Origin of the sequence: Achromobacter dolens (assembly GCF_902859745.1) — a bacterium.
Classification (GTDB): Bacteria; Pseudomonadota; Gammaproteobacteria; order Burkholderiales; family Burkholderiaceae_B; genus Achromobacter; species Achromobacter dolens.
On the sequence record NZ_CADIJW010000001.1, the window covers coordinates 279,332 to 303,489 of the forward strand.

25 protein-coding genes and 3 tRNA genes are annotated in these 24,158 nt (G+C 67.1%); 11 read left to right on the forward strand and 17 right to left on the reverse strand.

Going from position 1 to position 24,158, the window contains the following annotated elements; all coding sequences use genetic code 11:
• Positions 1 to 35 precede the first annotated feature (35 nt).
• Positions 36 to 956 (reverse strand): branched-chain amino acid transaminase, encoded by a 921-nt coding sequence (locus HV783_RS01185; RefSeq protein ID WP_144655815.1) that lies wholly within the window; start codon positions 954 to 956, stop codon positions 36 to 38.
• A gap of 186 nt (positions 957 to 1,142) precedes the next feature.
• Here HV783_RS01185 and HV783_RS01190 point away from each other — a divergent pair, with 186 nt between their 5' ends.
• Together HV783_RS01190 and HV783_RS01195 are read left to right on the forward strand one after the other, a co-directional pair.
• On the forward strand, positions 1,143 to 1,892 hold the full coding sequence (locus HV783_RS01190) for an AzlC family ABC transporter permease (protein WP_054501765.1): 750 nt from the start codon (positions 1,143 to 1,145) through the stop codon (positions 1,890 to 1,892).
• A complete protein-coding gene (locus tag HV783_RS01195; RefSeq protein ID WP_006393180.1) occupies positions 1,889 to 2,224 on the forward strand; it encodes an AzlD domain-containing protein in 336 nt (111 codons plus the stop codon). The genes HV783_RS01190 and HV783_RS01195 overlap by 4 nt, the downstream gene beginning before the upstream one ends.
• Before the next feature lie 6 nt (positions 2,225 to 2,230).
• Here HV783_RS01195 and HV783_RS01200 read toward each other — a convergent pair whose 3' ends face one another.
• From HV783_RS01200 to HV783_RS01210, 3 genes are read right to left on the reverse strand one after another with little or no spacing between them, the layout of a single operon-like run.
• Positions 2,231 to 3,397, reverse strand: a complete 1,167-nt coding sequence (locus HV783_RS01200) for an FAD-dependent monooxygenase (RefSeq protein WP_175188554.1) — start codon at positions 3,395 to 3,397, stop codon at positions 2,231 to 2,233.
• Entirely contained in the window at positions 3,390 to 4,646 is a 1,257-nt protein-coding gene (locus HV783_RS01205; protein ID WP_054501763.1) for an MFS transporter, read from the reverse strand. Before HV783_RS01205 ends, HV783_RS01200 begins: the two co-directional genes overlap by 8 nt.
• A 10-nt stretch (positions 4,647 to 4,656) precedes the next feature.
• A complete protein-coding gene (locus tag HV783_RS01210; RefSeq protein WP_175188556.1) occupies positions 4,657 to 6,732 on the reverse strand; it encodes a TonB-dependent receptor in 2,076 nt (691 codons plus the stop codon).
• A gap of 107 nt (positions 6,733 to 6,839) precedes the next feature.
• Here HV783_RS01210 and HV783_RS01215 point away from each other — a divergent pair, with 107 nt between their 5' ends.
• Positions 6,840 to 7,814: a helix-turn-helix transcriptional regulator gene (locus HV783_RS01215; protein WP_254603818.1), complete on the forward strand. Its 975-nt coding sequence runs from the start codon at positions 6,840 to 6,842 to the stop codon at positions 7,812 to 7,814.
• Between the two features lie 242 nt (positions 7,815 to 8,056).
• On the forward strand, positions 8,057 to 9,517 hold the full coding sequence (locus HV783_RS01220; RefSeq protein ID WP_155755479.1) for a DEAD/DEAH box helicase: 1,461 nt from the start codon (positions 8,057 to 8,059) through the stop codon (positions 9,515 to 9,517).
• 84 nt (positions 9,518 to 9,601) lie between these two features.
• Here HV783_RS01220 and HV783_RS01225 read toward each other — a convergent pair whose 3' ends face one another.
• Positions 9,602 to 9,985, reverse strand: coding sequence for a thioredoxin family protein (locus HV783_RS01225; protein ID WP_054501761.1), 384 nt, complete (start codon positions 9,983 to 9,985; stop codon positions 9,602 to 9,604).
• A gap of 63 nt (positions 9,986 to 10,048) precedes the next feature.
• On the opposite strand from HV783_RS01225, the gene HV783_RS01230 reads away from it, so the two are divergent.
• The 3 genes from HV783_RS01230 (at position 10,049) to HV783_RS01240 (ending at position 12,734) form a co-directional block, all read left to right on the forward strand.
• Positions 10,049 to 10,852 carry an EI24 domain-containing protein gene (locus tag HV783_RS01230; RefSeq protein ID WP_064523861.1) on the forward strand — a complete coding sequence of 268 codons (804 nt, stop codon included), beginning with the start codon at positions 10,049 to 10,051 and terminating at the stop codon, positions 10,850 to 10,852.
• 46 nt (positions 10,853 to 10,898) lie between these two features.
• Positions 10,899 to 11,711 carry a competence/damage-inducible protein A gene (locus tag HV783_RS01235; protein WP_054501759.1) on the forward strand — a complete coding sequence of 271 codons (813 nt, stop codon included), beginning with the start codon at positions 10,899 to 10,901 and terminating at the stop codon, positions 11,709 to 11,711.
• Positions 11,712 to 11,870: 159 nt separating this feature from the next.
• A complete protein-coding gene (locus tag HV783_RS01240; protein ID WP_054501758.1) occupies positions 11,871 to 12,734 on the forward strand; it encodes an IclR family transcriptional regulator in 864 nt (287 codons plus the stop codon).
• Between the two features lie 132 nt (positions 12,735 to 12,866).
• On the opposite strand, the gene HV783_RS01245 is transcribed toward HV783_RS01240, so the two are convergent.
• Complete coding sequence (locus tag HV783_RS01245) at positions 12,867 to 13,844, reverse strand: tripartite tricarboxylate transporter substrate binding protein BugD (RefSeq protein WP_049071679.1); 978 nt, start codon at positions 13,842 to 13,844, stop codon at positions 12,867 to 12,869.
• Positions 13,845 to 14,227: 383 nt separating this feature from the next.
• On the opposite strand from HV783_RS01245, the gene phaP reads away from it, so the two are divergent.
• A complete protein-coding gene (phaP, locus tag HV783_RS01250; RefSeq protein WP_054501756.1) occupies positions 14,228 to 14,806 on the forward strand; it encodes a TIGR01841 family phasin in 579 nt (192 codons plus the stop codon).
• A 127-nt stretch (positions 14,807 to 14,933) separates the two neighbouring features.
• Here phaP and HV783_RS01255 read toward each other — a convergent pair whose 3' ends face one another.
• From HV783_RS01255 to HV783_RS01275, 5 genes are all read right to left on the reverse strand, one after another.
• On the reverse strand, positions 14,934 to 15,974 hold the full coding sequence (locus HV783_RS01255) for a quinone-dependent dihydroorotate dehydrogenase (RefSeq protein ID WP_175188558.1): 1,041 nt from the start codon (positions 15,972 to 15,974) through the stop codon (positions 14,934 to 14,936).
• Positions 15,975 to 16,030: 56 nt separating this feature from the next.
• The gene (locus HV783_RS01260) at positions 16,031 to 16,780 is read right to left on the reverse strand and encodes an arginyltransferase (protein ID WP_054501754.1); all 750 of its coding nucleotides are present in this window, start codon (positions 16,778 to 16,780) and stop codon (positions 16,031 to 16,033) included.
• Between the two features lie 116 nt (positions 16,781 to 16,896).
• Positions 16,897 to 17,655, reverse strand: coding sequence for a leucyl/phenylalanyl-tRNA--protein transferase (gene aat / locus HV783_RS01265; RefSeq protein WP_054501753.1), 759 nt, complete (start codon positions 17,653 to 17,655; stop codon positions 16,897 to 16,899).
• Entirely contained in the window at positions 17,652 to 18,233 is a 582-nt protein-coding gene (locus tag HV783_RS01270; protein WP_054501752.1) for an NUDIX hydrolase, read from the reverse strand. Before HV783_RS01270 ends, aat begins: the two co-directional genes overlap by 4 nt.
• A gap of 10 nt (positions 18,234 to 18,243) precedes the next feature.
• Positions 18,244 to 19,176, reverse strand: a complete 933-nt coding sequence (locus HV783_RS01275; RefSeq protein WP_054501751.1) for a LysR family transcriptional regulator — start codon at positions 19,174 to 19,176, stop codon at positions 18,244 to 18,246.
• A 123-nt stretch (positions 19,177 to 19,299) separates the two neighbouring features.
• Between HV783_RS01275 and HV783_RS01280 the strand changes: the two genes are divergently transcribed.
• Both HV783_RS01280 and HV783_RS01285 read left to right on the forward strand, forming a co-directional pair.
• Positions 19,300 to 19,701 (forward strand): DoxX family protein, encoded by a 402-nt coding sequence (locus tag HV783_RS01280; RefSeq protein WP_054501750.1) that lies wholly within the window; start codon positions 19,300 to 19,302, stop codon positions 19,699 to 19,701.
• A 97-nt stretch (positions 19,702 to 19,798) separates the two neighbouring features.
• Positions 19,799 to 20,251 (forward strand): nuclear transport factor 2 family protein, encoded by a 453-nt coding sequence (locus tag HV783_RS01285; protein ID WP_175188560.1) that lies wholly within the window; start codon positions 19,799 to 19,801, stop codon positions 20,249 to 20,251.
• 47 nt (positions 20,252 to 20,298) lie between these two features.
• Here the strand turns inward: HV783_RS01285 and HV783_RS01290 are convergent, their stop codons facing one another.
• The 5 genes from HV783_RS01290 to HV783_RS01310 form a co-directional block, all read right to left on the reverse strand.
• Entirely contained in the window at positions 20,299 to 20,889 is a 591-nt protein-coding gene (locus HV783_RS01290; RefSeq protein WP_054501748.1) for a DUF2946 family protein, read from the reverse strand.
• A gap of 2 nt (positions 20,890 to 20,891) precedes the next feature.
• Complete coding sequence (locus tag HV783_RS01295) at positions 20,892 to 21,227, reverse strand: hypothetical protein (protein WP_054501964.1); 336 nt, start codon at positions 21,225 to 21,227, stop codon at positions 20,892 to 20,894.
• Between the two features lie 92 nt (positions 21,228 to 21,319).
• A tRNA-Cys gene (locus HV783_RS01300) sits at positions 21,320 to 21,393 on the reverse strand.
• Between the two features lie 54 nt (positions 21,394 to 21,447).
• Positions 21,448 to 21,523 (reverse strand) — tRNA-Gly (locus HV783_RS01305).
• 368 nt (positions 21,524 to 21,891) lie between these two features.
• A tRNA-Gly gene (locus HV783_RS01310) sits at positions 21,892 to 21,967 on the reverse strand.
• A gap of 207 nt (positions 21,968 to 22,174) precedes the next feature.
• Here HV783_RS01310 and HV783_RS01315 point away from each other — a divergent pair.
• Positions 22,175 to 22,654, forward strand: a complete 480-nt coding sequence (locus HV783_RS01315) for a carboxymuconolactone decarboxylase family protein (RefSeq protein WP_054501747.1) — start codon at positions 22,175 to 22,177, stop codon at positions 22,652 to 22,654.
• A gap of 57 nt (positions 22,655 to 22,711) precedes the next feature.
• On the opposite strand, the gene pdxR is transcribed toward HV783_RS01315, so the two are convergent.
• Entirely contained in the window at positions 22,712 to 24,127 is a 1,416-nt protein-coding gene (gene pdxR, locus HV783_RS01320; RefSeq protein ID WP_175188562.1) for a MocR-like pyridoxine biosynthesis transcription factor PdxR, read from the reverse strand.
• Between the last annotated feature and the right edge of the window lie 31 nt (positions 24,128 to 24,158).

Below are 24,158 nucleotides of genomic sequence, written 5' to 3' on the forward strand. Positions count from 1 at the left end.
CAGTAATGTCACCCTGTGGGGCAGGGCGGCGTGGATCAGACTTTGCTCAGCCAGTGATGGTACTTCGGGTTGCGGCCATTCACCATGTCAAAAAACGCTTTCTGCAGCTTCTCGGTGATGGGGCCGCGCCGGCCCGAGCCGATCTGGCGGTTGTCGACCTCGCGGATCGGCGTGACTTCGGCGGCGGTGCCGGTGAAGAAGGCCTCGTCGGCGATATAGACGTCGTCCCGGGTCAGCCGCTTGGTCACCACGCGCAGGCCGAAATCGGCCGCCAGGGCGTGGATGGTGGAACGGGTGATGCCGGTCAGGGCGGAGGCGATCTCGGGTTCGCACAGCACGCCGTCCTTGACCAGGAAGAGGTTTTCGCCGGAGCCTTCGGCCACGAAGCCTTCGGTGTCCAGCAGCAGGGCCTCGTCGTAGCCGTCCTGCAGGGCCTCGGTGTTGGCCAGGATCGAGTTGGCGTAGGTGGTGGCAACCTTGGCGCGCGGCATGGTTACGTTGACGTGCTGGCGGGCGAACGACGACACCTTGACCCGGATGCCCTGCGACAGGGCCTCTTCACCCAGGTAGGCGCCCCAGGGCCAGGCGGCGATCGCCACGTGCACCTTGGCGCCCTTGGGCGACACGCCCATCTTTTCGGGGCCGTAGAACACCAGCGGGCGCAGGTAGCAGGATTCGAGCTTGTTCTCGCGCACCACCATCCGCTGGGCCTCGTTGATCGTGTCGCGATCGAACGGCATGGGAATCTGGTAGATGTGCGCCGAGTTGAACAGGCGGTTGGTGTGGTCTTCGAGGCGGAAGATGGCGGTGCCGATCTCGGAGCGGTAGGCGCGCACGCCTTCGAATACCGACAGGCCATAGTGCAGGGAGTGCGTCAGGACGTGCGTGGTCGCGTCGCGCCAGGGCACGAGCTTGCCGTCATACCAGATGAAGCCATCGCGGTCAGCCATCGACATGGTCTGCTCCCTCAATAAACCTGAGGGCCGTATTGTATCAAGCGACGAGGTTACAATAATGGTCCATTCGTGCACCGGCACGGTGCCTGCGGGAGTCCGCAGGCCCGGCGGGCGAGCAGCTTGTCGTGCGGTTCCTTCCCCACAGAGTGTCCATGTCGTTCCGTTCGAATTCCCAGGGGCTCGCCGTTGTCCTCTGAGTCAGCGTTTCCCGAAACCGAAGACCCCCGGGAGGTCCGTCAGGAGCGCGTGGCCGCCTTCCGCGCCGGCGTGCATGCCATCGTGCCCGCCCTCATCGCCACGGCGACGTGGGGCCTGGTGACCGGCGTGGCCATGGTCAAGTCGGGCCTGACCGAATCCATGGCGCTGGCGATGACCCTGTTGCTGTACGCCGGATCGGCCCAGCTCACGTCCCTGCCGCTGATCGCCACCGGTGCGCCGTTGTGGCTGATCTTCGCCGCCGGCTGCGTGGTCAACCTGCGCTTCCTGATCTTCGGCGCGGCGTTGCAACCCTATTTCCGCCACTTGTCCTGGCCCAAGCGCCTGGGGCTGGGCTATTTCACCACCGACATGGGCTTCGTGTTGTTCATGCCGCGCTTCGGCGATGCCGCCGAGCGTGGCACCCGTGAACAGCTCTGGTACTTCATCGGCACCATTGCCCCGGGCTGGTTCGTCTGGCAGACCTCGTCGATCGTCGGCATCTACCTGGGTACCATGGTGCCCACCGGCTGGTCGCTGGATTTCGCGGCGGTGCTGGCGCTGCTGGCCATCACGGTGCCGCTGGCCAATTCCAAGCCCATGCTGGTCTCGATGCTGGCCGCGGGCGTGGTCGCCTGGACCGGCCAGGTGCTGCCGCTGCGGCTGGGCCTGGCGGCGGCGGTCATCGCCGGCGTGGTGGCCGGCATGTGGGCCGAACGCTTCTTCAAGGCGCGCGCATGACCCTCTGGCCTTCCGAAATCTATGTCTACTCCGCCATTCTGCTGCTGGCGTTGTGCAGCGTGCTGACGCGCGCCGGCTTCATGCTGTTCGGCGACTATATTCCGCTGCCCGATGGCGTGCGACGCGCCCTGCGCTATGCGCCGGCCGCCGCGCTCACCGCCATCGTGGTGCCCGATCTGCTGCCCTGGAAGGCGGGGCTGGGCCCCATTTTTGACTACAAGCTGGTGGCGGGCATCGTGGCCATCCTGGTCTTTCTGCGCACCCGCAGCGCCGTGCTGGTCATCGTGGTCGGCATGCTGGTGCTGTGGGGCCTGCGCTGGCTGGCGGGTTGAGGCCGGTCAGCCCAGCGCGGCGGCCGCTTCCATTTCGGACTTCAGGCCACTGAGGAAATAGCGCTTCAGGATCAGCCTGGGCAGCAGCCGCAGGGCCGTATTGCGCAGGCCGAAAGCGAATGCCGAGGTCGGCACGTAGACGGGCGCCAGTTTGCGGCTGCGCTGCTGCAGGCTGTTGATCACGGGCCGCAGCCGCCGTTCGTGGGCCGCCAGCGCCTCTTCAAGCGGCAACCGGCCCAGTTCCTGGGCCAGCACGTAGGCGCCAGCCAATGCCATCCCCGCGCCTTGCCCAGAAATAAGGGACAGACTGTGCGCGGCGTCACCCGCCAGCAGGATGCGGCCCCGATGCCAACAGGGCACCTCGACCAGCGCCAGGTCGTCCATGACGATGGGGGTGTCCTGCGCCAGCATGGCCAGTTGCCGGCCGACTTCCGCGTGCGTGCCGCGGGACAGTTCGCGCAGCAGGCCAAGCCGCTGCGGCGCCTCGACCCAGCCGTGTTCATGGCTGCGCCAGACGTGCAAGGCCGCTTTGCGGCCGCCGCCGAGCCCGTGGTATTCCACCTGGTGGCCGGGCGCCGCGTAGGACACGAAGTCCCGCGCCATGCCGGTGTCGTCCTCGGTGTCGTAGGCGGCGTAGCGATAGCGCAGCGTGGACAGCGGGGGATCGTCGGCGCCGAACACCTGGGCGCGCAGCGCCGAGCGCACGCCGTCCGCTCCGATCAGGAGGGCGGCGCGCAATTGGCTGCCGTCCGACAGCGTGATGTCGACGCCGCCGAGGTCCTGGGCACAGTGGGCGACAGTGGTCGCCAGGCGGATCTCGGCGTGATCGCGCACCGCCTCATGCAGGACCTGCACCAGGTCCGTGCGGCGCAAGGTGATCCAGTCCAGATCCTTCAACAATTCGCGATAGCGGATCCGCATGACTTCGCGGCCCCGGCGATCGCGGTAGATGTTTTCGCCGATCTCGCGCTCCACCGCGCGCAGCGCCGGTACCAGGTCCATGCGGCGCGCGGTCAGCAGGCCCGGGCCGGACAGGCCCATCATGTAGCCGCCGTCGCGCAGATGCGCGGCGCGTTCCGCGATGACGGCGCGCCAGCCGTGCCGCGTCAGCCACCAGGCGCAGGCCAGCCCGGCAATACCGGCGCCGGCGATAACCACGGTGCGTTCAGACATGTTCGTTCTCCGGGGAAAAAGGCGGCGCCAGGCGCCGCATCAGGGCAGGGAGGGCGAGCACCCCGGCAGCGCCGAAGGCCGCCGCCGCGCCGAAGCAGACGCCATAGCCCCAGTGCTGCGCCAGCCAGCCGGCGGCCACGCCGCCGATCGTGGCGATCATGGCGTCCGCGCACTGGAACAGGGTGAAGTCGACGCCGGCCTGCGCTGGCGAGGCCCGGCCCATGAGGAACGCGTACAAGGCCACGAAGCCGGTTGCTGCCGTCGCCGCTTTCAGCAACGCCAGCGCCACCAGCCACTGCGTGCCGGCATGCGGCAGCCAGGATGACGCCAGCACGGCGGCCAGGAAGATGGCCAGCGCCGTGGTCTGCAGGGCCAGGGCCACGACTACCGCCCGCGCCGCCGCGAGGCGCTGCAGGATCAAGGCGCCGAGCAGGGTGCCGGCCAGGCCCGCCACGACCGCGCCGGCGCCATTGATCCAGCCCACCGACGCCAGCGGCACGCCGCGGTCGAGCAGCAGCAGGGGCGTCATGCCATAAGCCAGCCGGGAGCCGGCCTGGAACACGATCGTGATGATCAGGCCCAGGCGCACGTCGCGACGGCCCAGCGCATGCGCCAGGCTGGGACGGTGCGCGGACGGGTGGGCCGCGCGCGCCGGCTCGCGCACCAGCGCGAATGGCAGCGTCAACAGCAGGACAAGTCCGCCCATGGTGGCCGCCGCCACGCGCCAGCCGTGGCTGCCTGCCAGGACGACGAACAGCCCGGCGCCCAGGAACATGCCCAGGTAGCTGGAGCCGACCTGGGTGGCGTTGCCCCAGCCGCGCCGGTTCTCTGCCAACTGTTCGACGGCGAACGCGTCGCCGGCGATGTCCACCGTGGCCGCGGTCAATGAGATCAGGCCCAGGATGGCCAGCAGCACGGGCATGGAGGGCTGGCCCAGGCCCGCCAGCAGGAACAGCAGCGCGGCTAGCAACCATTGCCCGGGCAGCACGATGCGGCGGGTGCGCCGCTCGGCCTGCCCCGCCGGCAGCCGGTAGCGTTCGATCCAGGGGGACCACAGGAACTTCAATGCCCAAGGCAGGAACGCCAGGTTGGCCAGGCCGATCTGGGCCAGCGGCGCGCCGCCGTCGCGCAGCAGCGCGGGCACGCCCTGGAAGGCGATGCCGCTCACCAGGCTCTGGGCCATGCAGATGCCGCCGATGGCGGCGATCACCTGCGCCGTCGGCAGGCGCGCGGGCACGTCTGGGCGCATGAAGCCGATCCTAGTATTCGAAGGCGAGGTTCAGGCCGACCGTCCGGCCCGGGTCGAGCTGGGCGAAGTTGCCCATCGGCCCGCCGGCGAAGGCGAAGGCGCGGTAGCGCTTGTCGGTGAGGTTGTTGGCATACAGCGTCGCCTCGACCTGCGGTCGGATGCGCCAGGCCAGGCTGAGGTCGACCAGCGTGTAGGCGTCCTGGCGCAGGGTGTTGGCGATATCGAAGAACTGCGCGCCGATGCGCCGCACGGCCAGGGTCGGGGACAGCCGCCCGATGCCTGTGTCGAAGCGGCCGCGGGCGCTGGCGGTCAGGCCGTAGCCCGGCGAGAACGGCACCCGGTTGCCGTCGCAGCCCTGGCAGGCGGAGGCATCGCTGAAGCTGCGGAACGTGGTGTGGTTGACGAAGCCGTCCAGGCCCAGCGTCCACTGCGCCGAGACGTCCCAACCCAGGTCGAACTCGACGCCCGTGGCGCGGGTATTGCCGACGTTCTGCAGGTGCTGCTGCCCCAATCCGCCGACGTAGAGTTGCGCGTCGCGGATGTCGGTGCGGTAGACGGCGGCGCCCAGGCGCAGCGTGTCGCCGACATGGCGCGTGCCGACCTCGTAGCTCAGGCCTTTTTCCCTGCCATAGGGGCGGGCATCGCTGGGGTTGGATGGCGCCAGGTTGTAGCCCCCCGGCTTGTAGCCCTGCGCGGCGTTGGCGTACACGCGCCACTCGGGCGACAGCCGGTAGCCGACCGACAGTTTGCCGAGCACGCTATTGCCCGCACTGGCGCCCGAACCGCCGAACGGCGTCTGGCCGAAGGTGGAGAAATCCAGCGTCTGGCCGTCATAGCGCGTGGCGGCCTTGTCGCGGGAATAGCGCAGGCCGGCCGACAGGTCGAGCGCGTCGGTGGCGTGCCAGGTGGCGTCGGCATAGGCGGCGAGCGATTCGCTGGTGTTGCGCGAGTCGGACTGGTGCGTGTCCAGCGGCATCGGCCCCTGCATCTGGTTGAACACTGCGCGCGATTGGGTGACGCGCTGGCGATACAGGCCCAACACGCCGTCGACGACGCGCTTGCCGGTGGTGGACAGGCGCAGCTCCTGCACCTGCTGGCGCCAACGCTCGGGCTGACTGGTGTAGCTGGGGCCGATGGGGTAGTGGCGGTCGTAGTGCAGGGCCTGCCAGGCCGCCACCGCGTTCAAGCGCCAGCCGTCGAAGTCGTAGCGGCCGGTCAGCGACTGGCTGTTGCCGCAGCGCTTCTGGTAGAAATCCGCCAGCGACGCCGGCATGCCCGGCGCGGTGTACGCGTGGCTGGCATGGAGATCGTCGAACGGGACGTAGGCGTCCTGGCTGGCGCGGGTGCATTCGCCGCTGACGGCCAGGCCCAGTTCCCACGGACTGCCGGCGGGCGCCAGCCGCAGCCGCGCGGCGCCCGCATTGGCCGAGGCCCCGCCGACGTGGCTGGCGCCGGTGGCGGCGTTGTCCAGCCGGCCGGGCGCGTCGTTCGCCACGGCGGTGACCGACCCGTACAGCAGGTTGTCGACCAGCGGCCCGCCGCCGCTGGCCTTGAACAGGTACCCGTCCCGGCTGGCGACGCCGGCGCTGGCGCGGAAATAGGGTTCGTCGCCCGGTTGCCGCGACACGATGTTGAGGACGCCGCCCATGGCGCTCTTGCCGTAGAGCGTGCCCTGGGGGCCCTTCAGCAGCTCGATGCGGTCGACGTCGGTCAGCAGTTGCGAGGTGAACGTCGGCAATTGCGGCACGCCGTCCACGTAGACCGTCAGGGCGGGGTTGTAGAAGTCCTGCGCGGACGTGATGCCGCGTACCGAGATCACCGGGTACAGGAACGAGCCGCTGCTGGACATCTGCACGCCGGGCAGCACGCGCGACAACTGCATGGTGTTGTCGACCTGCGCGGCCTGCAGCGCCTCGGCCGGCACGACGACCACGGCGCCGTTGACGTCGCGCAGCGATTGTTCCTGCTTGCTGGCGGTGACGGTGATGGGAGCGAGCTCGCTGACGGACTGTGCCGCGGCGGGCGCCGCGAAGGCGCACAAGGCGGCCGCCAGGGCGGTGTGTCGGAAAGGGAACGCAGTCGTCATGGTGTCGGCCCGGGCTTTCGGTAGAATCATTAATGAGAATTATTGTTGTTTGATGGGCGTCGCGCTGACGTTTTCGGTGCCGCCGTTGTTCAAATCGGGGTCTAAATTTGGATTTCGCCATCGGCGCTATCGCGCCCCCCGCCGCCGGGCCTATCGCGCGCGCCGACCATCCGTTGCTGTCGGCGGTGGCCATGCCGCCCGAGTGGATGACGATGCTGCGCATGGAGTCGCGTGACGACGACCTGGCCCTGACCGTCTGGAGCGGTACGCCCGCGGTCGGGCTCAACGTCAACGCCGAAGGCCCGCCGATGTTCTGCATCGCGGTTTTCCTGGATGGCCGTGCGCGCATGTCGATCCAGGGGGGAGAGCCGTTGGCGGTGGGGCCGGGCATGGCCGTGGTGCAAACCGGCGAGCGCGGGACACGCGGCTGGTTTCACATGCCGGGCAGGCAGAATGTCCGTCTGGTGGACATTCGTTATTCACCCGCCGGGCTGCTGCGCGCCGGCGGCAGGCCGCTGGCCGCGTTGCGCGGCGCTTTCGTGCTCGATCACAGCGTACCGGCCACGGGATCGCTGATGGCGGGCTTTCCCGCGCCGCCAGGCTTGTTGCGGTTGGCGGCGGACGTACTGGACTGCCGCCACGAAGACGCCACCGCGCGCCGCTTGTACATGCGCGCCAAGGCGCTCGAAGCCCTGGCCATCGTGCTGGAAACCATGAGCGACGCGGCCGCGGAGCCGCCGGTGGCGCCGCGCGAACGGTGCCTGCTGGCGCAGGCGCGGCGCCTGATAGAAGCCCGCTACGGCGAGGAATGGACGGTATCGCGGCTGGCGCGCGAGGTTGGCCTGAGCGAAAAGAAGCTCAAGGCCGGCTTTCGCCAGGTCGCCGGCCGTTCGGTCCATGCCTATCTGAAATCGGTCCGGCTGGACGCCGCGGCGTCCATGCTGGAGGCCGGTTACAGCGTCACCGACGCCGCGCTGGCCACCGGATTCAGCAACCTGAGCCATTTCAGCAAGAGCTTCCGTCAGGCCAAAGGAGTCGCTCCCCGGCAGTGGCTTGACCGCCCCGGCGTCCGGCTGCGCTAAAATTAAGTTATCCACAGCAATCCGGGCCTGGTACTGCCCTCATAAGTATCGAAACCAGAATGCGCCACCTGGCCTGCAAGGCAGGGTGCCGATTGCCCGCGACGCGCTTGCGCTTCGGGTGGTTCGCACGTGGCCGCGCGAGCGTGGCGCGCGTTCCGGTTGTCCCGATGCATATGCAGTGCAGTGCTTGCAGCACTCTCGTTTTGTTCTTTTTCACTGGTCCCGGTACTTGCCTAACCCTGATGACTGAATCCACTCAATCCGCAGCACCCACCGCCGAAGCGCCCGCGCCGACGCCCACGTTCTCCGACTTCGGGCTGCATCCCCTGCTGTTGCAGTCGATCGCCGAAACCGGCTACACCACGCCCACCCCGATCCAGGCGCAAGCCATTCCCGTCGTGGTCGAGGGGCGCGACGTCATGGGCGCGGCCCAGACCGGCACCGGCAAGACGGCGGCCTTCACGCTGCCGATCCTGCATCGCCTGATGCCGCTGGCCAACACCAGCGCCTCCCCCGCCCGCCATCCGGTGCGCGCGCTGATCCTCACGCCCACGCGCGAGCTGGCCGACCAGGTCTACGAAAGCGTCAAGCGCTACAGCAAGCAGACGCCGCTGCGTTCCGCGGTGGTCTTCGGCGGCGTCGATATCGGTCCGCAGAAGGAAGCGCTGCGCCGTGGCTGCGAAGTGCTGGTGGCCACGCCCGGCCGCCTGCTCGACCACGTCGAGCAGAAGAACGTGAACCTGAGCCAGGTCGGCATCCTCGTGCTGGACGAAGCCGATCGCATGCTGGACATGGGCTTCCTGCCCGATCTCGAACGCATCATCCGGCTGCTGCCCGCGCAGCGCCAGGGTCTGCTGTTCTCGGCCACCTTTAGCAACGAAATCCGCAAGCTCGGCCGTTCGTACCTGAACCACCCGGTCGAAATCGAAGTCGCGGCGCGCAACGCCACGGCCAACACCATCACGCAGATCGCCTACAAGATGTCGGGCGACCAGAAGCGCGCCGCGGTGGTGCACCTGGTGAAGTCGCGCGGCCTCAAGCAGGTCATCGTGTTCTCGAACACCAAGATCGGCACGGCGCGCCTGGCGCGCGAGCTCGAGCGCGACGGCGTCAAGGCCGAATCGATCCACGGCGACAAGACCCAGGCCGACCGCATGAAGGCGCTCGAAGCCTTCAAGGCCGGCGAACTTGAAGTGCTGGTCGCCACCGACGTGGCGGCGCGCGGCCTGGACGTGGCTGGCGTGCCTTGCGTCATCAACTACGACCTGCCGTACAACGCCGAGGATTACGTGCACCGCATCGGCCGTACCGGCCGCGCCGGCGCCACGGGCGAAGCCATCGCCCTGTTCACCGGCGACGAAGAGCGCTTCCTGCTCGACATCGAAAAGCTGATCAAGCGCGAAGTGCCGCGCGGCACGCTGGAGCTGCCCGCCGACCTGGTCGCGCGCAGCCATCATGGCCATGGCCGCCGCGAAGAGCGCGCCGCGTCGCCGCGAGAAGGCGGCCGCGAGCGTGGCCGTTCGTCGGAACGCCGTTCGAACGGCGGTTCGTCGCGCCAGCCGGTGGACGATTTCTTCCTCAAGCCCTACGAGCCGTCGACGTCGTCGGCCCCGGCCGAAGAGCCCGACGCGCCGCGCCAGGGCGGCAACTCGTCCGCGCCCAAGCGCCAGATCGCCGTCCTGCTGGGCGGCAGCCGCAAGTAGTGGCGTCGTCGCGCACCCGCATTCCGGATGCGCGACGCGCGGACAAAAAAAGCGCCCGGGGCGCTTTTTTTTTCTGCGGGCCGTTCAGGCGGCGAGCAGCCGGGGCAGGTCGGGGAGCGCCGAGGTCACTGCGGCGCTCTGCGCGTCCAGGCTTTCCAACAGACGTTCCAGATGGCCGATGTGCGGCAGCATCGGGCCGTAGAACACCACGCGGCCGCCGATCTGGATGAGCAGAGTCGGGAAGTTCTCGACGTCGACTTCCCCCAGCAATTCGGCATGATCCTCGATGTCGATCCAGGCGAAGACATGCTGCGGCAGCGCGCTGGACAGCGCCCGCAGCTTGGGTTTGTATTCCTCGCAGGTGTCGCACCAGGCGGCGCAGAAACAGGCGACCAGCCAGGCATCGGGCGAGGCCGCCAATTGGGCGCGCAGGGCGGTGAGGTCGGAGCCGGGTACAAGTAATGTCATACGAGCGCAGGGGGGCGTGTTTGACTATCATACCCGGGATGACCACCTTCCTTTCGTCCTGCGATGACCGCCTTGCGCACTGATTCCCCGCCGCCCGAAGCCGGCCGCTTCGCCCGTGCCGCCACCGGCGTCGGGTTGGCGTTCAAGCGCGCCCTGGTGTCGCAATGCCATCCAACGATGCTGTTCGCGGTGCTGCTGCCGTTCCTGATTGCGCTGGTCGGGGTGGTGCTGCTGTTCTGGCTGTTCTGGACGCCCCTGACCGACTGGCTTGCCGCCCAGGCCTCGCATTGGGACTTCATCAACCGCACCGAGGAATGGCTGCTGGCGATGGGGCTGTTCTCGCTCAAGATCTACCTGGTGCCGGTGATCGCGGTGTCGATCCTGCTGCCGCTGTCGGGCGTGCTGGGCCTGGCGATCGCCGCCGTTTTCGTCATGCCGCTGGTGCTGCGCCACGTGGGCCACCGCGAGTACGCCGGCCTCAGCCGGCAGGGCAAGCTGGCGACCTCCGTCAGCGTCTGGAACGCGATCTGGGTATCGGGCGCGTTCGTGCTTGGCTGGCTGTTCACCATGCCGTTGTGGCTGGTGCCGCCGATGGCCTTGATCCTGCCGATCTTCTGGTGGACCTTCGCCTTTTCGCGCATGATGCGGGTCGACGCCATCGTCGAACACGCCAGCCCGGCCGAGCGCAAGCTCATCCTGGAGCGCCACAACGGCGGCTTCTGGATCATCGGCCTGATCTGTTCGTTGCTGAACCTGCTGCCGCCTGCCTGGATTATCCTGCCGGTGTTCTCGGCACTGGTCTACGCGCACTACGGCCTGGACGCGCTCCAGCGGCTGCGCCAGGAACGCACCATCGACGTCGCCTGACGCGGCGCCTTCGCCTTCATTCAACCGCCAATCTCTGGAACCGGACATGGCTGCAGAATCCGCCTCCCGCCGTATCGGCCTCATCATCGTCGGCGACGAAATCCTGTCGGGCCGCCGCCAGGACAAGCACTTTTCCAAGGTCGTCGAGCTGCTCGGCGCGCGCGGCATGCAACTGGCCTGGGCGGAGTTCCTGCCCGACGACCGTGACGTGCTGGTTGCCGCCTACCGGCGCAGCTTCGCCACCGGCGACGTGGTGTTTTCCTGTGGCGGCATCGGCGGCACGCCGGACGACCATACCCGCCAGGCCGCCGCGGCGGCCCTGGACCTGCCGCTGGCCCTGCATCCCGAGGCCGAGCAGGCGATCGCGCTGCGCACCGCCGAAATGGCGGCCAAGGGGCAGGGCACGGCCGACATGAGCGCGCCCGAGAACCAGCAGCGGCTGCAGATGGGCGTGTTTCCCGAGGGCTGCGAGATTGTGCCCAATCCGTACAACAGGATTCCGGGCTTCTTCATCCGCGACCATACCTTCGTGCCAGGCTTTCCCGTGATGGCCTGGCCGATGCTCGAATGGACCCTCGATACGCGTTATCGTGCGTTGCAGCATACGCGCCGCCACGCGGAGCATTCGTTCCTGGTGTTCAGCATGCCGGAATCGCGCATCACGCCGGCCATGCAAACCGTCGAGAGCCGCTGGCCCGGGGTGCGCGCCTTCAGCCTGCCGAGCGTCGGCGAAGCCGGCGGCACGCCGCACATCGACCTGGGCGTGAAGGGCGAGCCCGAGGCGGCGGCCGAGGCATTGGCGTTCCTGCGGGCCGAAGTGCTGCGCCTGGGAGGCAAGCTGGCGCCACCCGCGGGTTGAATCGGGAGCGCTAAGGAAAACGGGGCATGTCCCCGTTTCCAAGGCCAAAAAACGATTGCCAAACGGCCCGGTAAATTTCACAATACGGGAAAGAACTGTTTGCTGCGTTGCCGCAAGTCTGGTCTCTTTCGGTGGCGCCGCGCTTGCCCTTCCTTTCCTATGTCCCGTCCTTCTTCCACCCGTAATGCCCTGGACGCCGAGGCCGATGGCGCTTCGGGCAGTCCCATCGCCATTCAGGTCATCGAGCGCGCCATGCGCCTGCTCGATGCGCTGGCCGCGCAGCCCGAACCCGTCACGCTCAAGGAATTGTCCGCGACCACCGGCCTGCATGCCTCGACCGCGCACCGCATCCTGAACGACCTGGTCGTGGGACGCTATGTCGAACGTGTCGACAACGGCCTGTATCAGTTGGGCATGCGCCTGCTGGAGCTGGGCTCGCTGGTCAAGGGGCGGCTGAATGTGCGCGAGGCGGCCATTTCGGCGATGCGGTCGCTGCACAAGCTCACGGGTCAGACGATCAACCTGTCGGTGCAGCAGGGCGACGAAATCGTCTACATCGACCGCGCCTGGAGCGAGCGCTCGGGCATGCAAGTGGTGCGCGCCATCGGCGGCCGCGCGCCCCTGCACCTGACCTCCACCGGCAAGCTGTTCCTGTCCACCGGCGACGCCCGCCAGGTGCGCGCCTACGCCTTGCGCACCGGCCTGGCCGGCCATACGCGCAACAGCCTGACCGATCTCGACCGCCTCGAACGCGAGCTGGCGCTGGTGCGTCGCCATGGCTACGCCCGCGACAACGAGGAACTGGAGCTGGGCGTGCGCTGCATCGCGGCGGGCATTTTCGATGACACCGGCAAGCTGGTCGCCGGTCTGTCGATCTCGGCGCCCGCCGAACGCTTGCAGGACGACTGGATCAAGGCCCTGGTGGACACGGCCGCCAGCATTTCCGAGGCGCTGGGCTACGAGCCCTCGGTATCCAGCGGCTTCAACGGCCTGGGTATGGCGGCGGAAGCGATGCGCACCTGATCGCCTGCGTTGCCGCGGCCATGAAAAAGCCCCCCGGTTTCAGCAACCGAGGGGCTTTTTCATGGCCGTGGCGAAACTATCCGCCAGGCGCGATGCACAGCGCAGGCCCCGCCCGGCGGGGCCCGCCCTGAATTACTGCTGTTCGACGCCGGCCTTCTTGAACAGCTCGGCCCACTGCGGGACCTGCTGCTTGACCTTGGCGTCCAGGGCCTGCGGGTTGGCGTCGGCGGTCAGCACCGTGGCGCCCAGTTGCTTCATGCGTTCCTGGAACTTCGGATCCGCCAGGCCAGCCTGCAGGCTCTTGACCAGCTTGTCGACCACCGGCTTGGGCGTGCCCTTCGGCACCCACATCCCATGCCAGATACCCACTTCGAAACCCTTGAAGCCGGACTCGTCCATGGTCGGCAGCTTGGGCAGGGTGGGCACGCGCTGCAGGCTGGTGACGGCGTAGGCCTTGACCTTGCCGCTGTCGATCTGCTGCGTGGTGTTGGTGGTCTGGTCGCACAACAGGTCGACCTGCTTGCCCAGCAGGTCGTTCATGGCTGGCGCCGTGCCCTTGTAGGGGATGGTCAGCAGTTGCACGCCCAGGGCCTCGACCAGCATGGTGCCGCACAGGTGGCTGGCGGCGCCGATGCCGGCGTTGGCCAGCGAGACCTTGTCCTTGTTCTTTTTGACGTAGTCGGCCAGTTCCTGGATGTTGTTGGGCGGGAAGTCGGAGCGCGCGATGATGGTCATGGGCACGTCGACCACCAGGCCGATCGGCTCGAAGCTCTTGTAGGGGTCGTACCCCGGGTTCTTGTAGAGCGACGGCGCGGTCGAGAAGCCGGCGTGCATCAGCAGCACGGAATAGCCGTCCGGCTGCGAGCGGGCCACCTGCGTGGTGCCGATCGTGCCGCCCGCGCCGCCCTTGTTTTCGACCACGACGGTCTGGCCCAGCGAATGCCGCATGGCTTCAGCCAGCGAACGCGCGACGTTGTCCGTCGGACCGCCGGCGGCGAAAGGCACCACCATGTTGATGGGGCGTTCCGGGAATTCCGCGTGGGCGGCGCCGGCCGCGAGCATGGCGCTGGCCGCGAGCAGGGCCGAAAGCGTGCGGGGGATGAGGGTCATGAAGTCTCCAATTGCAGGGTTTTGCTTGCTGCGATGTGTTTTTGACCGCTGACTTATCGTTTGTGTTTATCTGTCATCAGCGTGCAAGCAGTGTAGAAAAGAATTGATACGCCGTCATGTCCGGTATTTCCCGAATCATGGGAAATGCTTGAGTTGGATCAATCCTGCACCGGCGCCTGCACTGTTAATGTGCAAATAGTTGTTGCGTTGCACCAATATTGCTTGACAAGGTTTTTTAGGCCCGTAGAATATCAATTGTGCAGTGCATCAAACGGGCCGGCGGTAGCTTGTAGTACCAGTTTCCGCGCACGTTCCTTATTTCGTCGCAGACACCATCCTTACTCGCCGGACAGCCTCCGGCTACCCCTAAAAGGAGCAATTCTATGAGCGCTATCCCGCAACAAGTCCTGGACCGTCAAAAAGCCAGCATCAACACTTTCGTGGCCGCCCAGTCGGCCGTGTTCGCCGGCTTCGAAAAGCTGGTCGAGCTGAATCTGAAGGTCGTGCGCGCCACCCTGGACGAAGTCGCCCAGAAGTCGCAGCAAGCCGCTGAAGTGAAGGACCCGCAGGAAGCCGCGGCGTTCGCCTCCGGCCTGCTGCAACCGGGCGCCGAAAAGGCCTTGGCCTACACCAAGCACGTGTATGACATCGTCGCTGGCGTGCAGGGCAATCTGGTCAAGCTGACCGAAGAACAGATCGCCGAAGGCCAGCAGCAACTGAGCGAAGCCGTCGAGCAGTTCTCCAAGAACGCGCCGACGGGTTCGGAAAGCGCGGTCGCCCTGATCAAGTCCTCGCTGGCCACCGCCAACAGCGCCTACGATTCCCTGACCAAGGCCGCCAAGCAGGCCGCCGAGGTCGCCGAGTCGAACCTGAATGCCGCCGCCAACGCAACCTTCAAGGCCGCGACGGATGCCGCCGACGCCGCCACCAAGGTTGCCAGCCGTAGCCGTCGCAGCGCCTGAGTATTTGGCGCGTGATGCTGCGCAAATCGCAGTAATGTAGTACTGTTGAGTGACAGAGCAGAGCTGGAATTAGGGCCACCCTTCGGGTGGCCTCTTTTTTTGCCCGTTTTCCGGGGCGCGCCGGCGTTCAGCGGGCGACGGCCCGCACGCACTCGCCCACCAGGGCCGGGCCGCGGTAGATCAGGCCGGTATATAGCTGCACCGCGTCGGCGCCAGCCTGCATTTTCTCCAGGGCCTGGCGGCCCGACAGCACACCGCCCACGCCGATGATCGCCAGGCTGTCGCCCAGGCGTTCCTTCAGCCTGCGGATCACCGCCAGCGACAGTTCATGCACCGGCGCCCCGGACAGGCCGCCCGCTTCCTCGGCGTGCGCCAGGCCGGTGACCGCGTCGCGGGATAGCGTGGTATTGGTGGCGATGACGCCGTCGATGCCATGGCGCGGCAGCGCGTCGGCGATGGCGTCGATCTGTTCGGTGGTGAGGTCGGGGGCGATCTTGACCGCCATCGGCACACGATGCTGGTGCTGGTCTTCCAGTGCGCGGCGCTTGTCCGCCAGTTGCGCCAGCAGGGCCGACAATTCGTCGCCGCCTTGCAGCGCGCGCAGATTCTTGGTGTTGGGCGATGAGATGTTCACCGTGACGTAGTCGGCGTGCGGGTAGACGCCGGCCAGGCCGATCAGGTAGTCGTCGGCCGCGCGCTCGATCGGGGTGTCGGCATTCTTGCCGATGTTCAGGCCGAGGATGCCGCCCTGCTTGCGCCACTGGCTGCGCTGCACGTTGGCCAGGAACGCGTCCAGCCCCTGGTTGTTGAAGCCCAGGCGGTTGATCAGCGCGTTGGCGCGCGGCAGGCGGAACATGCGCGGCTTGGGGTTGCCCGGCTGTGCCCGGGGAGTTACCGTGCCGACCTCGACGAAACCGAACCCCAGATTGCCGAGCGCGTCGATATAGGCGCCGTTCTTGTCCAGTCCCGCCGCCAGTCCGATGGGGTTGGCCAGCCGCATGCCCATCAAGGTGCAGGGCGCCTTGGGTTGGGCGTGCAGCAGCTTGCGCGTGGCGCCGCAATCATAGGCCCGCTGCAGTCCCGACAAGGTGACTTCGTGGGCGGTTTCCGCGTCCATGGCGAACAGCGCCGGGCGGGCCAGGGAATAGGCGTGGAAGAGGATCGACATGGAGCGGGATTGTAAAGCGTCTTTGGCCCGCCCTGCGGGCCAGGCTCGGTCGCGGATCAGGCCTGGGGACCGGACGCGGCGGGCGCGGGCGGCTCTCCCCAGGCGCCGTCGACCAGATACTGGGCGGGATGGAAGCTGGCCTTGTACGACATTTTCTGGCTGTCGGCGATCCAGTAGCCCAGGTAGAGCCACGGGAGATTGAGCGTGCGGCATTGCTCGATCTGCCAGAGGATGCTGTAGGTGCCCAGGCTGCCCGGCACGTCGGGGTCGTAGAAGGTGTAGACGGACGACAGGCCGTCGTCCAGCACGTCGATGATCGAGACCATCATCAGCACCCCCGCGGGATCGCGGAATTCGACAAGGCGGGTGTTGACGCGGCTGGTCAGCAGGAACTGCGCGTACTGCGTGCGGCTGTCCTCGTCCATGCCGCCGCCGGGATGGCGCCCCTGCTGGTAGCGGGTATAGAGCCGATAGTGTTCTGGCGACCAGGCCAATTCGGCCACGAACGACTGCAGGTTGCGATGGTCTCGCCACGCACGGCGCTGGCTGCGGTTGGGCGCGAAGCTGGCGGTGTCGACCCGCACCGGCACACAGGCGTGGCAGTTGTCGCAGTGCGGGCGGTAGGTGAACAGGCCGCTGCGTCGAAACCCTTGCTCGACCAACTGAGAGTAGGTGCCGGCGTTGATCAGGTGGCCGGGTGCGGCGACCTGCGAGCGCGCCTGGCGTCCCGGCAGATAGCTGCAAGGGTAGGGAGCGGTCGCGTAGAACTGCAGCGTGGAGAAAGGTAATTCTTTGAGCTGGCTCATGTGGAATCCCGGCGTCCGGCGCCAAGTCCGTGACGGGGACCACTACATATTAACGCCTAACACGGCCGGTGATGTGCGGGGAGGGCGGCGCGCGGCGCCACCCGGCGGGAAGGCCGTCAGGCCGGGGCGCCCGGCGCCAGGGGCAGCAGCCGCCCCCCGCTGTCCAGCCGTCCCGGACCCCAGGTCAGCGGCGGTTGCGCGGTGGCGGCGCGTATGTGCTCCAGGAAGCGCGAGCGCGGCACCGGCCGCGCGCCCAGGCTGGCGAGATGGCGGGTCTGCTGCTGGCAGTCGATCCATTGCACGCCCTGCGCGCTGACGTAGCGCACCAGGTAGGCCAGCGCGACCTTGGAGGCGTTGGGCACGCGCGTGAACATCGATTCACCGAAGAACATGCGGCCCAGGTTGATGCCGTACAGGCCGCCGGCCAGTTCGCCGTCGATCCAGGTTTCGATGCTGTGGACGTAACCTGCCCGGTGCCAGTCGAGGTAGGCCTGCCGCATGGCGGCGGTGATCCAGGTGCCGGGCTGGCCATCGCGCGGCGCGGCGCAGTGCGCCATCACCGTGGCGAATGCCGTATCGACCCGCACCTCGATGCGCGGCGCGGCCTCCTGCTCTTGGCTGGCGATCTGGCGCAGCAGCTTGCGCAGCGAGTGCGAGGGCGCGAAGTCGCGACAGGCCAGCACCATGCGCGGATCCGGGCTCCACCACAGGATCGGCTCGCCCTCGGAATACCAGGGAAAGATACCGTTCGAATAGGCCTGGATCAGGCGCGGCGTGGACAGGTCGGCGCCGGCCGCCAGCAGGCCGTCCGGATCCGTCAGGGCGAATTCAGCCGGTGGAAACGGCGTGTCCGCGGCAAGCCAGGGCAGCTTCAACGGTGCGATTCTAGGGTGTAGTGGTGAGGGCCGAACGTGCCGCGCCTGCGGTCCTCGAAATAGCGTTGCAACGTGGTCGCCACGGTGCGGAACGCCAGGTCGTCCCAGGGAATGTCGGCCTCGTCGTAGAAGCGGGCTTCCAGGCTTTCCGGGCCGGGATCCAGCTCGGGGCCCAGCACCTCGGCCAGATAGAAGACATGCACCTGCTCGATCTGCGGCACGTCGATGATGGTGTAGATATCGCCCAGCCGGATGCGTGCGCCGGATTCTTCCAGCGTTTCGCGGCCGGCGCCTTGCGCGGTGCTCTCGCCCAGTTCCATGAAGCCGGCCGGCAGCGTCCAGGTGTTGTAGCGTGGCTCGATGGCGCGCCGGCACAGCAGCACGCGGTTGTCCAGAACCGGCACCGTGCCCACCACCAGCCGCGGATTCTGGTAGTGGATCGCGCCGCAGTGGTCGCAGATGTCCCGTTCGCGGTTGTCGCCCTCGGGCACCCGGCGGTTCACGGGCGAGCCGCATTGGCTGCAGAAATTCGCACGGCGCGGCGCGGGGAAGTATTCGAGGGGCGATTTGGCGGTCATGGCTACGATTCTAACGGCTGTGGCGCCGGCTGGCGCGCCGCGCGGGCGCCATCGGCGCGCGGGTGCCGAAGCGTTCTTCCAGGTGTTCGACGAAGGAACGCACCTTGGGCGAGAGGAAGCGCCGGTGCGGATAGGCGGCGTACATGGAAATCGGGGTGTGGGCGTAGTCCTGTAGCAGCGCGGTCAGGCGGCCGGCGCGCACGTCCTCGCCCACCAGGAATTCCGGCTGCAGGATCACGCCGTGCCCGGCCAGCGCCGCGGTGCGGAGCACGTCGCCATTGTTGGCGCGCAGGGCGGCGTTGATCCGCACCAGGTGGGTGACCCCGTCCTTCTCGAAATGCCATTCGTTGCCGGTGCTGGCGTAGGCGTAATGCAGGCAGCGGTGCTGTTTCAGGTCGTCCGGTGTCTGTGGCACGCCATGGCGTTCCAGGTAGGCGGGCGCGGCGCACACCAGCAACTGCTGCGGCGCCAGCGGTCGCGCCACCAGCGACGAATCCTGCAGCGGGCCGATACGCACCGCGACGTCGTACCCATCCTCTACCAGGTCGACGACGCGGTCGTTCAGATCCAGGTCGATGATGACGTCGGGATAGCGCAGCAGGTATTCGGCGATGGCCGGTCCCAGGTGCAGGATGCCGAACGAGACCGGCGCGCTGACGCGCAGGCGCCCGCTGGGCGCCTGGCCCTCGGCCTGCAGCGACAGCTCGAGGTCGGCCACTTCGGCCAGGATCGGCCGCACCCGCTCGTAGAAGGCGCGGCCGGCGTCGGTCATGCTGAGCTTGCGGGTGGTGCGGTTCAGCAGCCGCACGCCGTATTTTTCTTCGAGGTATGCGATCTGGCGGGTGACCACGGAGCGCGCCTGCCCCATCTTGTCCGCGGCGGCCGCGAACGAGCCCAGTTCCACGACTCGGGCAAAGGTCTGCATGGCAGTGTGGGTGTCCATGATTGTTACCTAATGGGGAACAATAAGTTGCGATTTTGCATGTTTATCTTTGTTTTTGGAATCGCAAGAATAGCGGCCATGAAGAATCTTCCCGTTCTGGGCGATTCGCTCACGGAGAATGCAATGATCGATACCCGTACCGCGCCTTATGCCGCGCTCCTGCTCCGCATCGCGCTGGGCGTGATGTTCCTGGCCCATGGCCTGACCAAGCTGCTGGTGTTCACCCTGCCGGGCACCGCGCAGTTCTTCGCCAAGATCGGCTTTGCCGGCTGGCTGGCGTATCCGGTGACCTTCTTCGAGATCGGCGCCGGCGCGCTGCTGATCCTGGGCGTGTGGCCGCGCTGGATCGCCGTGATCGCGGCGGTGCAGTTGTTCGTCGCTTCCACCGTGCACTTCGGCAACGGCTGGGGCTTCAGCAACCCCAACGGCGGTTGGGAATATCCGGTGTTCCTGTCGGTGGCCGCGGCGGTCCTGGCGCTGCTGGGTGACGGCAAGTTCGCGCTGCTCAAGAGCGGTCGCGGCTGACCGGCTCGCGCACCAAACTGTCAACTGGATTGGGCATCGCCCGCCAGGCGGCCGGCACCTAGAATGGGCCGGCCGCCTTGGCTTTTATGGAGATTCCATGTCGTTCATCACGCGTGTCTTCGGCGCAGTCCTGTTTGCCGCCGCCCTGTCGCCCGCCGTCCAGGCCTCGACCGAACAAGAGGCCGCCAACAAGGCGGCCGTGTTGGCCTTCTATGAGAAGGGCCTGAACCAGAAAGACGCGGACGCCGCCGTGAAGTATCTGGGCGACCGCTACATCCAGCACAATCCCAACGCGGCCGACGGGCCCGACGGGTTCCGCAAGTTCATCGCCTTCCTGCGCGACAAATATCCGCAATCGAAAAGCGAGATCAAGCGCGTCTTCACCGACGGCGATTATGTGATCCTGCATGTGCACGCGGTGCGCGAACCGGGCACGCGCGGCAACGCCATCATCGACATCTTCCGATTGGAGCGCGGCAAGATCGTCGAGCACTGGGACGCGGTGCAGCCAATTCCCGAACGCTCCGCCAACAGCAACGGCATGTTCTGAGGCGTGAGGCTTGCCGCTGGCGCGCCGTCTTGCGCGAACGCGCCGGATCAGGCGGTTGGATTGGCCTGGAAACCCAGGACGTTCGGCACTTGGGCGTGTTCGATCAGGCGCAGTGGCGCCGGGCCGTAGATACCCGGCAGCGCGATCCGCAGTGCTCGCGCAGGCGCCAGGCGATCGATGGCGTCCAGCAGGGCGGCGCCGTCTTCCGTGACGAGTCGCTCCATCAGGGGCGGCAGGTCGCGGTCCAGCACCACGCCGGGGCCCTGCGGCGCCATGGCGTACAACTGTCCGGCGTCATCCAGCCACCAGCCGCTTACCGCGCTCACCGCCTGGCCGGTATGCGTGAGCAGGGCGCGGCCGGCGTCATCGAGGCGCAGCACGTATGGCGCGGCATCGAGCCGCAGGAAGACGCGCTGCGGACCGTTCTGGAAAAACCAGCGGCCTGCGTCGTCGCGTTCGTAATTGCGGTCGATGAAACCCTGGATCTGGGCATTGGTGATGGACTCGCCGGGCCCGCCCGCGGCGGCCTGCCCTTGCGGATGCAGACGCCAGCGACCGCGCGGATCCAGCGACAGCCAGCCGAACACCGCAGGCACGTCGGGCCAGCGGGCGATGGCGTCTTTCACCGAGGCATCCATGGTCAGGGGCGGATGATGATGGGGGGCGGGTTGATGATGATGGCGGGCGCGGGCATGGCCGGCACCAGCACGGGCTGGGGGGCGTAGCCGTAGCGGTAGTCGTCGCGGCACTTGCGCTTTTCGCGGTAGTCGCCGTTGCGCTTCCACTTGCGCTCGACTTCACAGGCGCCGTCCCAATACTTCTCTTTATACTCGCCGCGGCCATGGCCATGGCCATGGCGATGGTGGTGGCGGTCGGAGTCCGCCTCCGCGGCCAGCGGCGCCAACGTCATCAGCGTGGCCGCGGACAACGCCAGCAGGGTGGAGGAAGCGCGCCGCGAGGTTTGATTGTTGTACATGGGATCGTCGTCAAATGAAAACGGCGTCACCTTAGCAATCAAACGATTGACTGGGCGTAGGGATGGGTAACGAGATGCTGGGGAGGAAATACTGGAGGCGCAAGCCGGAATCGAACCGACGTACACGGATTTGCAATCCGCTGCATAACCACTCTGCCATTGCGCCAGTACTGCAAGAAAAAAGGAAGCTCGGTATAGGCCGGTGCTTCCTTTTTGTATTTGGAGCGGGAGACGAGTCTCGAACTCGCGACCTCAACCTTGGCAAGGTTGCGCTCTACCAACTGAGCTACTCCCGCGTGGGCACTGCGTTTGATGAACCTGTTTTGTCGGTCTCTTTTGAAAGAGGCCGTGTCCACCAAAGACAGCGATTATACACAGTTTTTAGGACTTGTGCGGGTCTGTCCGGGCGTCCGAGAAAAAAAGTTGCCAGATGGTGTCGAGCGCGGCACCTTGCGGGCGGCGCGGCCGCGTCGTGCACTCGGGCTGGATGCGGGGCAATGACGATGCGGGCATCGAAGCGCACATCACGGCAATGTCGGGGGAGGCGACAGGAATCTGTCGAGAAGGCAAGCGGCGCCGATCAAGCCGATGGCGATCCGTTTTGGTCGGGAGATCCGGCGGTTGTTCCAACAATGCGGCGACGTTCGTGAAACGGCGCATCTGCTGGAGCGGGAGACGAGTCTCGAACTCGCGACCTCAACCTTGGCAAGGTTGCGCTCTACCAACTGAGCTACTCCCGCGCGGATACTGCTGTACTGCGAAGAGGCGAGAGTATACCGTAATTAGCGGCCAGGGCAAGCGGACGCGGCGCGAGGGAGCGCATGGCATGCGGCATCATGGCCCAGACCCTATGGCGATTCTTGGCGCTTTTGCGCCGCGGTTGCAGGCGGCACTATGTGGGTGTGCGGCGATGTCGTCCGCAATTCCCTCTACAAGGTGTCCGTGACATGACCCAGCGTCTGAATTACTTCCAGGTTTCCGCCGAACTTTCCAAGCATTACCTCGACTTCAGCGCCGCGCTGAAGAAGAAGGCCGTCATCCGGGAATTCAATGATCTCGTGACGATCCGCGCCTCGCAGCTCAACGGCTGCGGCTTCTGCCTGGACATGCACATCAAGCAGGCCAAGATCGGCGGCGAGCGCGAGCTGCGCTTGCACCACATCGCCATTTGGCGTGAATCCACGCTGTTCAGTCCGCGCGAGCGCGCCGCGCTGGAATGGACCGAGGCGTTGACCGCGCTGCACCCGCACGGCGTGTCCGATGCGGTGTACGAGCAGGTCCGCGGCCAGTTGTCCGAAGAGGAAATCTCGGACCTCACCTTCCTGGTGGTGGGCATTAATGGCTGGAATCGTCTGAACGTCGCCTTCCGCACCGAACCGGGTTCCGCCGACGCGGCTTTCGGTCTGGATAAGGCTGGGTTGAGGTAAGCCGGATTGAAGGGGGCGGCGGCGCCTTGCCCGCGGGCGGTTGCGCGCGTGCCGTCGCTACATCAGTTCCAGGATGCGGCGGCCGAGTTGCTCGGCGCGCTCCTGGGACTCGATGTTGGTGAAGCTCATCAGCAGGCCGGCGCCGCACGGCGCGCGGGTCGTCCAGCGCGACAGGGCGTGCGCGTAGATGCCGTGCTCGACCATGCGCTGCGCCAGTGGGCGGTCCGTCTGGTGGCCCTGCATCCGCACCAGCAGGTGCATGCCGCCCGGTTGCGGATTGATCGGCATGGCGGGGCCGAAGACCTTGGCCAGCCCCGCGGCGGTGGCGTTGCGGCGCTCTGAATAGAGCCGCCGCATGCGCTGGATGTGGCGCGCGAAATGACCCTCCAGCATGAACGCGCTGACCAGCGTCTGGGTCAGGCCCGGAATGCCGTTGCCGAGCACCCGGTTCACGTCCTCGAAGCGCCGCACCTGGGCCTCGGGCACCACCAGATAGGCGAGGCGGATGCCGGGAAACATGACCTTGCTGAACGTCCCGGCATAGAGCACGCGCCCATGGCGGTCCAGGCTCTTGAGCGCCGGCAGCGGCCGACTGACGTAGCGGTACTCGCCGTCGTAGTCGTCTTCCACGATCCAGCGCTGATTGCGCTCGGCCCATTCCAGCAGCGCCTGGCGGCGCGTCAATGACAGCGTCACGCTCAGCGGGCTCTGGTGGGCGGGCGTGACGATCGCGGCGCTCGCCTCTGGCGCCTGCGCAATGCCTTGCGACACCACGATGCCTTCGGCATCGACTTCCACCGGCGCCAGCGCCAGGCCCGAGTGCTTCAACAGTTCGCGCGTCGGCGGGTAACCAGGGTCTTCCACCCAGACCTCGTCGCCGGGCTGCAGCAGCGCCTGGATCACCAGGTTAAGGCTCTCGCGATAGCCGGACGTGATGAACACCTGCGCCGGTGAGCAGTGGATACCGCGCGCGACCTGCAGGTGCGCGGCAATCGCGGTGCGCAGCGCGGGCAGGCCATCGGCCGGCGGGTAGGACAGGTCGGCCGCCTGCGTGGCGCGCAGGTGACGGGCGCCGAGCCGCGCCCAGATTTTGCGCGGAAAGGCGTCCAGCGCCGGCAGGCCCATCTGGAACGGCAACAGCGTCGGCGGCTGGCGCCAGGTGTCGGGGTCCGCCTTGTCGGGTGGCGGCAGCGGCCCGGGCGCGGCCTGCGCCTGCAGGCCGGGGGTGACCACGGTGCCGGCCTGGCCGCGCGGCTGCACATAACCTTCCGCGTGCAGCAGCGAATAGGCCATCTCGATAGTGCCGCGCGCCACGCCCAGGTCCTTGGCCAGTGCGCGCGCGGACGGAATGCGGTCGCCCGGCTTGAGGGTGCCCTGGGCAATCGCGCCGCGAAAGCGCTCGTAGACCTGCCGGTACAGCGGTTCGTCGCCGGAAGCGGCGGGCGGCAGGCTGGCAAGGGAAGCGGGCGTCATGGCCTAGTCGAAAGGTCAATTTATGGTTCTT